This window comes from Fortiea contorta PCC 7126, from assembly GCF_000332295.1.
Lineage (GTDB): Bacteria > Cyanobacteriota > Cyanobacteriia > Cyanobacteriales > Nostocaceae > Fortiea > Fortiea contorta.
Genome location: NZ_KB235930.1, coordinates 1,219,781 through 1,234,889 on the forward strand (window position 1 = coordinate 1,219,781; position 15,109 = coordinate 1,234,889).

General features: G+C 39.0%; 16 protein-coding genes. 13 read left to right on the forward strand and 3 right to left on the reverse strand.

Translation table 11 applies throughout. From position 1 onward, the window contains the following. Positions 1-13: 13 nt before the first annotated feature. From MIC7126_RS0105885 to MIC7126_RS0105945, 13 genes are all read left to right on the forward strand, one after another. Entirely contained in the window at positions 14-1,495 is a 1,482-nt protein-coding gene (locus MIC7126_RS0105885; protein WP_017652203.1) for a M16 family metallopeptidase, read from the forward strand. A 362-nt stretch (positions 1,496-1,857) separates the two neighbouring features. Then, on the forward strand, positions 1,858-2,121 hold the full coding sequence (locus tag MIC7126_RS0105890) for a hypothetical protein (RefSeq protein ID WP_017652204.1): 264 nt from the start codon (positions 1,858-1,860) through the stop codon (positions 2,119-2,121). A 378-nt stretch (positions 2,122-2,499) separates the two neighbouring features. Continuing rightward, positions 2,500-2,775 carry a hypothetical protein gene (locus MIC7126_RS0105895; protein WP_017652205.1) on the forward strand — a complete coding sequence of 92 codons (276 nt, stop codon included), beginning with the start codon at positions 2,500-2,502 and terminating at the stop codon, positions 2,773-2,775. A 143-nt stretch (positions 2,776-2,918) separates the two neighbouring features. Continuing rightward, a complete protein-coding gene (locus MIC7126_RS0105900; protein ID WP_017652206.1) occupies positions 2,919-3,167 on the forward strand; it encodes a hypothetical protein in 249 nt (82 codons plus the stop codon). Between the two features lie 143 nt (positions 3,168-3,310). Next, positions 3,311-3,571, forward strand: a complete 261-nt coding sequence (locus tag MIC7126_RS0105905) for a hypothetical protein (protein WP_017652207.1) — start codon at positions 3,311-3,313, stop codon at positions 3,569-3,571. A gap of 143 nt (positions 3,572-3,714) precedes the next feature. Next, positions 3,715-3,981: a hypothetical protein gene (locus tag MIC7126_RS0105910; RefSeq protein ID WP_017652208.1), complete on the forward strand. Its 267-nt coding sequence runs from the start codon at positions 3,715-3,717 to the stop codon at positions 3,979-3,981. A gap of 143 nt (positions 3,982-4,124) precedes the next feature. Further along, positions 4,125-4,391: a hypothetical protein gene (locus tag MIC7126_RS0105915; protein WP_017652209.1), complete on the forward strand. Its 267-nt coding sequence runs from the start codon at positions 4,125-4,127 to the stop codon at positions 4,389-4,391. Between the two features lie 144 nt (positions 4,392-4,535). Next, positions 4,536-4,793 carry a hypothetical protein gene (locus MIC7126_RS0105920; protein WP_017652210.1) on the forward strand — a complete coding sequence of 86 codons (258 nt, stop codon included), beginning with the start codon at positions 4,536-4,538 and terminating at the stop codon, positions 4,791-4,793. Positions 4,794-4,938: 145 nt separating this feature from the next. Continuing rightward, complete coding sequence (locus MIC7126_RS27130) at positions 4,939-5,253, forward strand: hypothetical protein (protein ID WP_017652211.1); 315 nt, start codon at positions 4,939-4,941, stop codon at positions 5,251-5,253. Positions 5,254-5,383: 130 nt separating this feature from the next. Beyond that, on the forward strand, positions 5,384-6,559 hold the full coding sequence (locus MIC7126_RS0105930) for a phosphotransferase family protein (protein ID WP_017652212.1): 1,176 nt from the start codon (positions 5,384-5,386) through the stop codon (positions 6,557-6,559). Between the two features lie 121 nt (positions 6,560-6,680). Continuing rightward, complete coding sequence (locus tag MIC7126_RS0105935) at positions 6,681-7,772, forward strand: T3SS effector HopA1 family protein (RefSeq protein WP_026100063.1); 1,092 nt, start codon at positions 6,681-6,683, stop codon at positions 7,770-7,772. A gap of 34 nt (positions 7,773-7,806) precedes the next feature. Next, complete coding sequence (locus MIC7126_RS0105940; protein ID WP_017652214.1) at positions 7,807-8,097, forward strand: HetP family heterocyst commitment protein; 291 nt, start codon at positions 7,807-7,809, stop codon at positions 8,095-8,097. A gap of 269 nt (positions 8,098-8,366) precedes the next feature. Then, the gene (locus MIC7126_RS0105945) at positions 8,367-9,167 is read left to right on the forward strand and encodes a peptidylprolyl isomerase (RefSeq protein WP_017652215.1); all 801 of its coding nucleotides are present in this window, start codon (positions 8,367-8,369) and stop codon (positions 9,165-9,167) included. A gap of 107 nt (positions 9,168-9,274) precedes the next feature. Here the strand turns inward: MIC7126_RS0105945 and MIC7126_RS0105950 are convergent, their stop codons facing one another. From MIC7126_RS0105950 to MIC7126_RS0105960, 3 genes are all read right to left on the reverse strand, one after another. Next, positions 9,275-10,072, reverse strand: a complete 798-nt coding sequence (locus MIC7126_RS0105950; protein ID WP_017652216.1) for a peptidylprolyl isomerase — start codon at positions 10,070-10,072, stop codon at positions 9,275-9,277. 272 nt (positions 10,073-10,344) lie between these two features. After that, positions 10,345-11,871: a beta-barrel domain-containing protein gene (locus MIC7126_RS0105955; protein WP_017652217.1), complete on the reverse strand. Its 1,527-nt coding sequence runs from the start codon at positions 11,869-11,871 to the stop codon at positions 10,345-10,347. Positions 11,872-11,990: 119 nt separating this feature from the next. Beyond that, positions 11,991-15,041: an ABC transporter transmembrane domain-containing protein gene (locus MIC7126_RS0105960; protein ID WP_017652218.1), complete on the reverse strand. Its 3,051-nt coding sequence runs from the start codon at positions 15,039-15,041 to the stop codon at positions 11,991-11,993. Positions 15,042-15,109 lie beyond the last annotated feature (68 nt).

A 15,109-nucleotide genomic window follows, 5' to 3' on the forward strand; every position in this document is an offset into this window, starting at 1 on the left:
GGGTAAAAGACAGATGGCGAGGAAATTTCAACACGGCAAGAGGCTATTTTATGCTTTGATTAGCGCTTTTGCTTTTTTACTTTTTACTTTTAATTTTTCTGGCGTAGCGACAGCAGCGGCGAAGCATTACACACAGTTGCAGTTTGCGCCTTTACCTGAGATTAAGTTACCCAAGTATGAGCGGTTTGTGCTGCAAAATGGCTTGGTTGTCTATTTAATGGAGGATCATGACCTGCCGTTGGTGAGTGGTACACTGTTGGTGCGGACTGGCAGTCGTTGGGAACCAGGGGAACAGGTGGGGTTGGCTAGTTTTACGGGTGCGGTGATGCGTACTGGTGGAACGAAGCAGTATTCTCCTGATCAGTTGAATGAAATATTGGAACAACGGGCGGCGGCGGTGGAAACTAGTATTAGTGAAGCTGCGGGTAGTGCTAGTTTTGAGGCTTTGAGTGAAGATTTAGAAACCGTGTTTGGGCTATTTGCCAATGTGTTGCGCGAGCCGGTGTTTACTCAAGAAAAGCTAGATTTGGCTAAGACCCAGGCTAAGGGTGGAATTGCTCGTCGTAATGATAGCCCAGATGCGATCGCGTCTCGTGAATTCCGCAAGTTAATTTACGGAAAAGATAGCCCCTATGCTCGGACTACGGAATATGCAAGCATAGATCGGATTAGTCGGGCAGATTTGGTCAAGTTTTATCAGGAATATTTTCACCCCAATAATCTAATTTTAGGGATTGTGGGGGATTTTCAACCGCAGAAAATGCGATCGCTCATCCAAGCAAAGTTGGGTGATTGGAAGCGTAACCCCAAAATTACTCAATCCTCGTTACCGCAGGTTTCGCCAGCTAATGGGGGCGGGGTGTTTTTTGTCAATCAGCCGCAGTTAACCCAGAGTAGTGTGTTAATTGGGCATTTGGGCGGGAAGTTTAAAGATCCTGATTATGCAGCTTTGGATGTGTTGAATGGGGTGTTAAATGGTTTTGGTGGTCGCTTATTTAATGAAGTGCGATCGCGCCAAGGTCTAGCTTACTCTGTTTATGGTTACTGGAGTCCCCGTTTTGATTATCCTGGCATGTTCATTGCCGGTGGACAAACTCGCTCTGATGCTACTGTGCAATTTGTCAAGTCTCTACAGGGGGAAATTAAACGCATCCAAGCGCAACCAGTTACAGCCCAAGAGTTAGCTTTTGCGAAAGAATCTACTCTCAATTCCTTTGTCTTCAACTTTCAAGATCCGAACCAAACCTTATCACGGTTAATGCGCTACGAATATTATGGTTATCCCGCCGATTTTCTGTTTCGTTATCAAAAAGCTGTAGCCGCAACCACCGCTGCTGACGTACAAAGGGTAGCAAAGCAATACCTCAAACCAGAAAATCTGGTCACTCTGGTAGTAGGAAATCAAACCACCATTCAACCACCATTAACGCAGCTAGCAGCACAGGTGACACCTATAGATGTCACGATTCCGACTGTACCACAAGCAAAAAATTAATTAGGCAAAGTACTCTCAATAGGTAGACACAATTATTGAGAAGACGCATTTCGACTTCTCGAGCTACGCAAAGCGTTTCGCTCGAGAAGCGGAAGTGTCGAAACCCGGTAATCTCAAGTTACGTTTAATTTAGTCCTTCTAGTGCTTAAATCCTACTTTAGCTAGCCACGTGATAATTTTTATCGGTATAAAAAATTCTTTTTATAGACAAAACTCCGAGATTTATGTCTAAAAAATTCATCATAAAATATTGATTTTATGAAATAAAGAATCACAATATAAGGTGGGTGACTCTAATCTATTAGATAAGATTTTCCCTGTGAGGTGCTATTTGATATAACTGTATTTAAAGAGGAGATCCCATGGTAAAGATAAAAGTCTATGATCTTTCTCCCGACGAGTCCGGAAAATTTATTAATGAACTCAACGCTTGGGACATGAAGACAGTGTATGCTGGGTATATTGGTTGGGATAGAAGATATAGCAGAGAAACCCCACCAGTCGCTCAACCAGAAGAGCCTAATACACCAATTGTTGATAAGGCTAACGCTAACTTGGCACAATGGATGGATTCACTAGAGGTGCAAATTAAAGACCTCCGAAAACAGTTTGGTATCAGTCAATGATTTTTAATTAATTACAACTTAATATTCATGCATTTCGTGTGTTTTGATTTAAATTCATATAAAACACACGATTTTTTATGAAATTATACCAAATGCCTTTGATTGTTATTTTATTCAACCAGCCTCGCACAGCATTCAGCAGAAAAGAATCTTACCAAAGTCTTGGCTATACAGTTTTTTCTCTGCATTTGAAATACACATTTAATTTAGAAGTTATAAAGCTGAAAGACATATGTCACTGATTTCCGTCTTGAGAATTGAGTTTTTAAACTTGATTAGCAATAAAAAATCAAATAATAATTGAGTCAACGGTTAAACAATACAAAGTTTAACTGCTTGCAAAAACTACCACAAACAACAATGTTTTAGGAGTTTGTTATGGCTTTTATCGCTCTTAACGAACTGCACACAACTGGTGCAGGATTATTCCAAGATTCTGAAAGTTACCTCACTGAATTGAACAATCTTGATGATGCTGTTCATGGTGGTTTACTTGCTGGAGCTGCTACTACCGCTAGCGCTGGTGCTACAGCTACAATCTTAGGCATAGTCACCAAGGGATATGAATTTGGTGTCTACACTGTAGGTATTGAAGGTATTTCATACCTGGTTAAATCCTTCAGCTACGGCGGAGGATATAGTTCGGCTGTCTAATAATTTCTATCCATCAGGATTGGACACTAACCGCGCTAAATAACTCTAGCATACTGATTGCATCAGCGATTAAGCAATTTCAATATTTCCTGCTTAATCACCTACATTTTCTATTCACACAACAATGATTTTAGGAGTTGATTATGGCTTTTATTGCAGTTAACGAATTACGTGCAACTGGTGCAGAATTGTTCCAAGATTCTGAAAGTTACCTCACTGAATTGAACAACTTGGATGCGGTTCATGGTGGTATAGATGCTGGTGCTACAGCTACAATCTTAGGTCTAGTCACCAAGGGATATGAATTTGGTGTCTACACTGTAGGTATTGAAGGTATTTCAAAGCTGGTTAAATCCTTCAGCAATGGCGGAGGATATAGTGGAGCTGTCTAATAATTTTCATCCATCAGGATTGAATACTAACCGCGCTAAATAACTCTAGCATACTGATTGCATCAGCGATTAAGCAATTTCAATATTTCCTGCTTAATCACCTGCATTTCCTACTCACGCAACAATGATTTTAGGAGTTGATTATGGCTTTTATTGCAATTAACGAATTACGTGCAACTGGTGCAGAATTATTCCAAGACTCTGAAAGCTACCTCACTGAATTGAACACCCTGGATGCTATTCATGGTGGTACAAATGCTAGCGCTAGCGTTGGTGCTACAGCTACAATCTTAGGTCTAGTCACCAAGGGATATGAATTTGGTGTCTACACTGTAGGTATTGAAGGTATTTCAAAGCTGGTTAAATCCTTCAGCTACGGCGGAGGATATAGTGGAGCTGTCTAATAATTTCCATCCATCAGGATTGAATACTAACCGCGCTAGATAACTCTAGCATACTGATTGCATCAGCGATTAAGCAATGTGAATATTTCCTGCTTAATCGCCTGCATTTTCTACTCATGCAACAATGATTTTAGGAGTTGATTATGGCTTTTATTGCAGTTAACGAATTACGTGCAACTGGTGCAGAATTATTCCAAGATTCCGAAAGCTACCTCACTGAATTGAACAACTTGGATGCGGTTCATGGTGGTATAGATGCTGGTGCTACCGCTAGCGCTGGTGCTACAGCTACAATCTTAGGTCTAGTCACCAAGGGATATGAATTTGGTGTCTACACTGTAGGTATTGAAGGTATTGCACACTTGGTTAAATCCTTCAGCAATGGCGGAGGATATAGTGGAGCTGTCTAATAATTTTCATCCATCAGGATTGAATACTAACCGCGCTAGATAACTCTAGCATACTGATTGCATCAGCGATTAAGCAATGTGAATATTTCCTGCTTAATCGCCTGCATTTTCTACTCATGCAACAATGATTTTAGGAGTTGATTATGGCTTTTATTGCAGTTAACGAATTACGTGCAACTGGTGCAGAATTATTCCAAGATTCCGAAAGCTACCTCACTGAATTGAACAACTTGGATGCGGTTCATGGTGGTATAGATGCTGGTGCTACCGCTAGCGCTGGTGCTACAGCTACAATCTTAGGTCTAGTCACCAAGGGATATGAATTTGGTGTCTACACTGTAGGTATTGAAGGTATTTCAAAGCTGGTTAAATCCTTCAGCTACGGCGGAGGATATAGTGGAGCTGTCTAATAATTTTCATCCATCAGGATTGAATACTAACCGCGCTAGATAACTCTAGCGTACTGATTGCATCAGCGATTAAGCAATTTCAATATTTCCTGCTTAATCGCCTGCATTTTCTACTCATGCAACTAACGAATCGAGGTTTTGATCATGGCTTCAATTACTGTTAACGAATTACATACAACTGGCGTAGAATTATTTCAAGATTCTGAAAGCTACCTCACTGAATTGAACAACTTGGATGCGGTTCATGGTGGTACAGATCCTGCTGCAAATAGTGAATATAATGGGGTAACAGCCACAGTTTTCAGTTTAATTGAAAAGGGATATGAGTTCGGTATTTACACTTTAGGTATTGATGCAATTGCAGCTATCATTAAGTCCTTCAGTCAACCTGCAGCCAAATAATTTTCATCACAGGCTGTTTAAATCCAAAGCTAATTTAAAAGCTTTGATGTCGTAGCACCATCAGCGATTAAGCAATTTTCAAATATTTTGCTTAATCGCCTACTAAATGCATTCACGCAATAATTGTTTGAGGTAGGAGTTGATTATGGCTTCTATTGCTGTTCATGAATTACATACAACTGGCATAGAATTGTTCAAAAATTCTGAAAGCTACCTCACTGAATTGAACCATCTAGATGAAGTTTACGGTGGTCAATATGTTGACATATCATATACCACTAGTTATGGTTACTCTCAGGGCATAACTGCGATTTTTTTACCCGTTGTCAAGGGATATGAGTTTGCTATTTATGCTTTTGCTCTTGAAGCTATTGTAGAGATAGTTAAGTTATATAGTATTAGTAATACACTCTACAAATTAACGAGCAATAGCTGGATGAATTTAGGTATAACTCAATAGCTCTATGAGGAGCGCAGCATAGCAATTAAGCCAATGTAGAAGATCCATGATAATTGCTTGCCTCTAGGAGCTATATCCCAATTTTTTGTAATACAAAATAGTTATTGATGTTGTAATACAACTTGAAACTATGACACCATTTATCCTCAATTCTCAAAATATATTTGAGTACCTGATTTCTTTAAAATTGTGTACTCCTGATGAGCAGTCATTGAGCAAAGTTGAACTAAAACCTGCTAAGAACTTTAATTTATTAGTTACCTTTCCACAAGGCAGGAAATTGCTAGTTAAACAAGAGCGTCATAACTTGGAAGCAAAAACGAATGGTGAGTTTTTGCTAGAATGGCGTATCCATGATTTTGTGCAAAAATTTCCAGAACTTAGTCACATTCCTGCTTATTTATCAGAAGCAGTACATTTTAATTGGGAAAATTCGATCATTATTTTCAATTATCTTGATAATTATCGAGATTTGATGGATTTTTACGGTAAGGAAAATTTAAATTTTTTCCCCATCAACATTGCTAGGGCAGTTGGAAGTACTTTAGCATTAATTCATCGCATCACAAGTAACAATGAAGAGTATCGAGAGTATTTTCAGCCTACTACAGACAATACATCTAACCAAAAGATTCATCATCCAAACCGTGGATTAAATAAGCTGACTCCAGAAATTTTTGGTAAAGTTCCTGCTGATGGACTGAGATTTTTTACCTTATATCAACGTTATGATAGTTTGGGTCAGGCGATCGCTCAATTAATCGATAGCTTCATTCCTAGCTGTGTCACCCATAATGACCTGAAATTAAATAATATTCTCGTGTCACTCAATTGGGAAGACGCAACTGATGAAAATATTGTGCGTCTCATTGACTGGGAACGTAGCAATTGGGGCGATCCTGCAAATGATTTAGGAACAATCATCGCCAGCTATCTACAAATTTGGCTACACAGTTTGGTAACAGGTCAATCAATGGCCATTGAAGAATCTTTACGTCTAGCAACCGTCCCTTTGTATGTTTTGCAGCCTTCAATTAGAGAATTGGTAACTGCTTATCTCGCTCATTTTCCGGAAATTTTAGAACATCGTCCAGATTTCTTAGAAAGGGTGATGCAATTTGCTGGTTTAGCTCTACTCACAGCCATCCAATCCCAACTCCAATACGAAAAAACCTTTGGGAATGCAGGTGTTTGTATGTTGCAAGTCGCTAAAAGTTTGTTGTGTCGTCCAGACGCATCTATACAAACAATTATTGGTTTAGAATCATCAGACTTCTACCCTGCACAAATAGGAGCTAGAGGTTAGGTTATACCAATGAGCTAGGATTTTCAACCAGCAACGCCACCACTACAACAATTAGCAAAAAATCCTAGCTATTCCCTATTCCCCACTCTCCATTTCACATCATTCACACGCACAAATTTCTATGCAACTACTAAATTCTCTCCACGTTCAAATGTCAAACCTGCCAGAGTCATTGCTGATATCTTTGCAGGACATCGTTCATAAGGTGGAAATTGAGTCTTACTATGGCATTAAACATCCAGATTATCAGATTGCGGAATTACAAGAGTCGGTAGTTTCTCGCTTTCAAAAATTATCTCCAGATTTACAAAATAAATATTTGAGTTTGCGACTACGTAGTTTGCTCTACAGCATCTATTACAACGGTGGGATGAAACCCACACTGACAGATAACGCAGAGACACCGAATTTAGGTTTAAATCAAAATCTAGAAAACAATACATTTTTTGGTGTTAACCTAGTTTTTTACGATCGCCTGCACGAAAATAACAGAGGTAAAGGCTATTGGAGTTATGGCTGGGAAGTTGTAAACAAAGAGACAGACGGAACTTTATCAGTGCAGCGGGATGGTTTAACTCTACATGTTGAACAAAATGAGGATAACTTGCTCTCTACTTCTGGGGGGAAGTTTGTTGCTATCAAACTGCCTAAAAATTTAGTACAAAACGGTTTTTATATGGCTGTGGCTGATGCAGGTATGTCGCAACAACGTCAAAAGCTGGTGCGCGTCTACTTTAACTTAGTTCCAGAAGGTGCAGTTGCAGTCATGGATAGTTTAACTACACATCTCAATGCCATACCCATTGCATTTACCTTTAAAGCGCTATACAATCCCTCCGACTACGGACGTTATGACTCGGCGGTGCTTTATTTTGAAAAAAATGACTATGAATTGGTTCACCCTGTTCTAGGATTAATATATGCAGAACATCGAGCGCATTTTCAGGAACAAGTACCCCTATTTACCAAGCTTATCGCACCCGGGTTAGCGATCGCTGAAGAACCAGACACCAAATTTAACGAGCAAGAAAGTTTTGGGACACACCGTTGTCAAATTGTTGCAGATGGTCTAATCATGGCTTGGCAACAAGGAAATAATACGCCAGATGAACGGATAGCAGCGATTTTGCAAAATTTTGCATCACAAGGAATTACATTGCAGCGTCCTTATCTGAATCCTAATTCAGAAGATATTTACACTCCTTTGAATTAGAGAATCCCAAACGAGCAGTGAGGTAAATAATGCTATGAATCCAGAAAATATCGAGTCAAATCAACCCACTAATAAAATCATTCAAACTGAACAGGTAGAACAGATTATCAAAGCTGTACTCGCTGGTAAATACTCCTGGGCTTGTGTTTTATTTCTGCATTTTGTAGGATATAATCCCATTAAATATATACCCTACCGCACATACATCAGGTTACTCAAAAATAATTGCTTGCTGGGCAAGAACCATAACAATAAAAATGTGGAGTTTGTAGAAATAAAATCAGAATGGATGCAAATAAATAATACTAACCACGGAGCAAACTAACTCCCTGCAAATATTTTGCATCACATCACAGATAAACGTAAATGAGTTTATCTGTGATTTCTTTGCTTCTTATATGCAAATAAAAAATCCTTTGTAAAAATACAAATTTTTGTATTTTTAGGGATACAACGTGTATTTTAAAATAAAAATTTACCTAAAAAATTAATAGATTTATCGCAATATCTGACATGTAATCAAAAACTATATATGCATATGATATGAATATGTATCTATGCAGTTAAAAATAGCCTGCCTATTCTTCAACAGCTATGAAAGAGCAATTAAAACGGAATTTACCACTAAAGTTTTTTGTCAATCAAGAGCAAACACATAAAGAAAAATTACTCTTGATGCAAGTTCCGCCAGCGAACGAAGTCGAAGTGATTGCATATCTGCGCCGTTCAGCAAAATTTGCAGAAATTGCGGCTCTAGCTGAACGGGATATTCTGATTCTTACCATGTGTGAAGAATTAGGAATCACCGCATCTGACGAAGAATGGCAAGCTACAGGCGATGCTTTCCGTCGGGAACATCAGTTATTTGGGACTGTAGAAACTTTAATTTGGCTGGAACAACAACGCATTCAAGCAACAGAATGGTCGCAAGGAATGAGAGTTGTTTTATTAGAAAAAAAGCTCAAAGAATATCTATTTGGTGCATCTGTAGACCGTACTTATATAGCTCACAATAATAATTATAGAAAAGTAGCACTTTCAGAAATTTTAGTTTTTGAATTGGCAACTGCTCAAGAAATTATCATGAAATTAAAACAGGCAAGTACTACTTTCTGCGCTTTGGCATTAGAATATTCTCAGCATGAGTTATCAACAAAAAATGGCGGTTTTTTAGGAATTCACTATCTGCTAGAACTCAGTCCACAAATTGCTGAAAATATTGTTCATGCAGCAGCAGGAGAAGTTATTGGCCCCATTCAAACCCAGCTAGGATATCATGTTATTAAAATTGAGAAATGGTTTCCAGCAGAATTTAATCACTCAACCAGAGTAAAAATTATCGATGTGTTATTTCAAATGTGGTTAAAGAATTGGCATAATGAATTTAATAGCTAGATTTGCAGTAGAGCCATACAAATATAGCTAACTGACGAACAATTCATTTTTTATTTATCTGCATCGATTAAACGCCCGAAAAAAAGTAAATTTATAGCGACACTTTTTCAATGTGTCACGCTGGTTTCTGAACTTAATATGTCTGATGATGACTCAGATTTATTCCCTTGAGTAAACTGCACCAAAATTTCCATATCTACAGCCTGCTGCTTTAACCAATTTGTAAAAAAATCTCCCATAATTGTGCTGCGTAATTGCTCATCTAATTGTGGTTTAAGTATTTCTTCTACAGCGATTATATGCACCCCTTGTGGTGTGATTATAGGTTTAAGAATCTCTGGGGGTGTAGCAGCAAATATTACCCCTGCAATCTCTGGTCTAAAATCTGTACGGTTTTTAATTCCCTGATATCCGCCAGCGCGGCGAATTTCTGGGTTTTGGATATATTGTCGAGCAATTTCTTGAAAACTAATTTCCCCTTCTTGTAGAGCATAAAATAATTCTAAAGCCAAATCTTCATCATCGAGAATTACTTCATAGGTTACTGCTCCCATGTAATCTAATTGATGAGCATAGAAAAATGGTTCCACTTTATCGGCGAATAAATGGTTAGCTAACTTCACAGATAGTATGTTGCTCTCGGCGATTTCTTCAAAATCATCTAAGGTGAGATAATGCTTTTCTAACCAAGCCCAAGTATCCTCGGCTTTGATTAGTTTATGGACGAGACGGAGACTATCTGCTGCTTGTTGTAGTTCTTCAATTGTAATTTTAATTCCTGCTTTTTCCGTAGCATCAGCAATAATTTTGCGATTAGCGATCGCTTCCAATACACTAGGAATTTGTCCAGATAATTTGATATGATAAAGAATGTCTTCAATAGAGATATGTAAAACTTTTGACATAATCTAAATCCTCTGACGTTCAAATCAGTTAATATTTGGGATTTTAAGATTCGCTGGAAAAAATTAGTTGCATCTATTTCATATTTATCTGCCGCGACTGATAACGTCTCTATCTGGTGGTAGTTTTAATAATTTCCTGATAGTGCATTCAGGAAATGTATAGGTAAAATCGATGTACAAAAATCCTGCCTATTTCTACTAGTAAAAAATACCACAATGGCTCAAAGTATTGTGAAAAACTAATTCCAAATTCCATTAGTATCGTCCCCATACTAAAGTTCCAAACCACCTTTTTGCAATTTTTTAAAGGGGTCAATAATAAAGTCAATTACTCGCCGTTGACGGATAATTACCTCTGCTGTTGCTGTTTGACCTGGAGTTAAAGGAATACGATTTTTACCAGCCTGCATATAAGCTTGATCTAAAGCTATTTCTAGCTCAAAACTCTCTACTGCACCTTGATTACGTTCTTGAATTTTCGAGTCAGGTGAAATCCAACTAATTCGCCCTGCTATCACTCCATAATCTTGAAAAGGATAGGCATCAAATTTAATTTTTACAGGCATTCCCAGTTTCAAAAAACCACTTTGTTGACTGGGCATTTGTGCTTTCAGAATTAAAACAGAATTCTTAGGAGCAATTTGAGCAATTGTTTGCCCTAATTGGACTACTGAGCCTGGCTTTTTAATCGGTAACTCAAAAATTGTACCATCAACAGGCGATCTGACTATTCTCTGTTGTAGCTGAATCTTTAGCGATGTTATCTGGCTACCAGTTTGACCAATTTCTGATTGCAAAGAGGTAATTTGTGTTTGCAAATCTTTATATTGTTCCTCACTTTTCAACACCGCTAACCTACCTCCTTGGACTGTACTTTGATAACTGCTTTGCTGTTCTTGTAAGCGGAGTTTTGCTTGCTGAATATCCGCTTGCGCTTGACTTAATACTGCTTGATAGCGGCTCGATTCCTCTTGTAACCGTAGCTGGGCTTGTTTGCTAGCTGCTTTCGCTTGCTCTTGTAAACGCTGACTTTCTTCTGCTGTTTTTTCTAATTCCACAACTTTGATTTGAGGAATTGCGCCCACTTCCCAAAGTTGTTGATAACGTCTAACTTCTGCAAAATCTCTACTCAAACGACTATTAGCCAACTTCTGATAAATTGCACTAGAATTGATATTCTGTTTCGCTTGTGCAACTAAAGCTAACTTTTCCAATTTTTGTAAGTTATATGAGCTTTGTCTAGCATCCAAATTTTGTTGAGCTTGATTGACTTGGGCGATTTTTTCTAATTCTTGGGATTGATTTTGTTGGGCTTGAATATTAATCGCTAACTTCAGTTGATTTTTGAGTAAATCCAGTTGTCCGCGCCGATTTAATAAACCTTCTAATTTTTTTTGTGTCTCTTGCAACTCTGTCTGCAACACACCAGAATCCATTTCTACTAAAACTTGCCCGACTTTCACTGTTGCACCTTCTGCAACGTTAACAGTGGTAACACTTCCATTAACCACACTATCTAATTTTTGCGTCGCTCCTTTGGGTTCTATTCGCCCCCTGGCGCTACCTGTTTCATCAACTTTAGTTAACATTAACCAAGGCAAAATAACGAAAGCAAAGCTAACTAATAAATACAGCATAGAACGTGTCCAAGCTCTCGGTAAAGCGTCTAAAAGTTCCTCGGTTCCGTAATACCAATCTTGAGTTTCTGCTGCTGATTGTTGATGATTAATAACACCTTTAGATTCATCAGTTACAGGTTTGGCTATTACTGATGATAAATTGTGCGCTGGGTTAGGCATAGTTATGAGGAAATAAGGAATTGGGTATAAGAATCCTGTCGCTTGGCGTCGGCATTTTGTGGCGTCATGGGGAATGGTAAGTTATTCTTGAGATTCCCCATTTTTTCACTTTTAAAAACTCAACCTGCTGGTGCTAATTGTTGTTGATTGAGATAAAAATAATGCCCCTTTTTGTTAATTAATTGCTCATGAGTACCGCTTTCAACTAATAAGCCGCGGTCTAATACTAAAATTAGGTCTGCATTTCGCACAGTAGAAAGACGATGAGCAATGATCACACTTGTGCGTCCTTGGAGAATTTTTTTGAGGTTGTTTTGAATAATCCGCTCTGATTCTGGATCAAGGTGGCTGGTGGCTTCATCAAATACTAATAAGCGGGGATTTCCTAACAAAGCGCGGGCGATTGCTAATCTTTGGCGCTGTCCACCAGATAACATCCCCCCACCTTCACCAATCTGGGTTTCATAGCCCATTGGTAATTGTTTAATAAAGTCGTCTGCTCCAGCTAAACGCGCTGCTTCGATAATTTCTTCTAGGGTGGCTTCCGGGTGAGCAATGCTGATGTTTTCGCGGATTGTCCCACCAAATAAAAAGGTATCTTGATCAACAACGCCAATTTGAGAACGGAGCGATCGCAAAGAAATACTAGTTACATCTTGGGAGTCAATCAAAACTTTGCCATCAGTCGGTGGATATAAACCTAAAATTAGTTTAGAGAGGGTAGTTTTTCCAGAGCCACTACGTCCTACAACAGCAACAGTTTGCTCAGGTTTGATTTCAAAACTGAGGTTTTCTAAAACGTTAATATCGCTTTCTGAGTGATAACGAAAAGTCACGTGATCGAAGCGAATTTGACCGTGGAGTGTTGGCAGAAACTGGCGCGGTTGATATTGCAAATCTTCTTCTGGTTCTGCTTCTAAAACATCATTAATTCGCTCAGTAGAAATAATCACTTCTTGGAATTGATTCCACAAAACTATCAGTCTTTGAAAAGGGCGAATCACATTACCCAACAACATATTAAAAGCTACTAATTGCCCAATTGTCAGTTGGTTTTGAATCACTAGCCATGCCCCAAACCACAGTAATCCTGTAGTTACCAAAGTTTCAATAGCAGAACTAAAAACTTGCAGTTGGTTACTAATTACTTGCCCACTAAAAGTTTTCTGTGTCAAAGCGTTAAGTAACTCCTCCCAATGCCAACGTACTGTCTGTTCAATTGCCATTGAACGAATCGAGCGAATCCCAGTTAAACTCTGAATTAAATAACTATTTTCATTCGCTAAAGCATTAAAAACTTCACGACTAATGCGGCGTAAAAATGGTGTAGCAATCAAAGCTAATAATACAAATGGCGGCACGATCGCTAAACTTAATAACGCCATTGCAGAACTGTACCAAAACATTAATCCCGCATAAATAAACACTGTCAATAAATCTAAAATAATTGACAGTGCCTCTCCAGTTAAAAATCGTTGAATTTTTTGATTTTCTTGGACACGGGAGATAATATCACCCACATAACGCGACTCAAAAAATGCTAAAGGTAAGCGAAAGGTATGTTTAATAAAACCCACCAGCAGCGCTACCCCGATGCGGTTAGCAGTGTGATCAAGCAAATATTGCCGCAATCCATTAATGACGACGCGGAATAAACCAAAAATTATTAACCCTAAACCAACAGTATTTAGTGTTAAAGTACTTCCTTGAACAATCACTCTATCTAAGAGTAACTGAGTGAATAAAGGCGTAATTAATCCAAAAATTTGAATTAATATAGAAGCAATAAATACTTCTAATAACACCCGCCAATGGGGTTTAACTAACTCAAAAAACTGCCAAAATGGTGTAGTTGTGCCTTCAGCTTCCTTGAGCAGCGCTGTAGGTTGCAATAACAATGCATAACCCGTCCAACCCTCTTTAAATTCTGTAGCGGTGAGGGTGCGTTGACCAATAGCTGGGTCAGCCACAATTACTCGTTTTTTGGTAATTTCATAGACAACAATGTAGTGTTTGCCTTCCCAGTGAGCGATCGCTGGCAAAGGTTGTTGTGCTAATTTATCTAAGCTAGCTTTCACGGGACGAGTCACAAAACCGATAGCCTCTGCAGCCGCAGTCAAACCGCGCAACGACGCCCCAGAGCGGTTAACATTAGCTAGTTCCCGCAGTCGATTGACACTCAAGCGCTTACCCCAATAGCGACTAATCATCACTAAACAAGCCGCTCCGCAGTCCGAGGCGCTCTGTTGTTCATAAAACGGATACCTCCTCGTCAAGCGCCCCCACCAATGCCCTACGGTGACGTTAGGACTGGGAAAATATGCACGTCGTTGCTGACGCTTTGGCGACGCTATCGGCTCTGGTGGTGGAAACGACATCACCTGAGGAACTCGATACGGCTCGTCCTCCAGCCCCGCTCTAGCTTGGCGTTCCTGGAAGTCTATTAATCCTGCTAATTGCGGCCACTGTTGTAATGCGGTTTGCCAATCAGCATTTTTCAAACTATAAACAATTGTTGGTTGTGTAGCTTGCCAATTTCCCGGCTGCGTCACCGCATAAATATTTCCAGATGTTAATATTCGCCCATCAGTATGTACTAGTTCGCCTCCACTTAATAGCCAAAGCTTCATATCTTGGGATAGATTTGTGCTCAATTTCCCCATTTCTATAGTGTGTCTTTGAAATAGGGACAAAGCTTTTAATATCTCCTCTACTGATTTATCGTGAGGAAGTAGGGAATATTGACAGCATACGAGTAGCAAATCCCAAACTTCTGCACGTTTTTTGAGGTGATTACTAATATTTAAAGAATTACTCATCACCTCTTCTAAAGCTGCTTGCGGCAAAAAGCAAAGCTTTAAATTTACAGAAGCTCTCGCAGTGTAAGGAATCAATTCTGCTTCTGGAAATAAGGTGAGTTCTCCGAATGAACCTCCAGGGGTCAGGGTGGTAATTAAGTTATGAAAGTTATCCAGCAATCTAACTTTACCCACCAAAATTATATAAATTCCTGGCGGTGCTGTCGTCGCTTGCCAAAACTGTTTAGCTACTGGTGGTTCAACGATTTTTGCTGCTTTCAAACATCTATCAAGTTCCTTATTCGACAGCGACTCACCCAAAATTTTGGTGAGGTTTTGAGCTAACTGCTGCTCAAAAGAAGCTAATGACATTTACTGTCCTCCAAATACTAAGCATTCAATTTATTGGGTAATATTTAATCCCCTATTATCCCCATTTA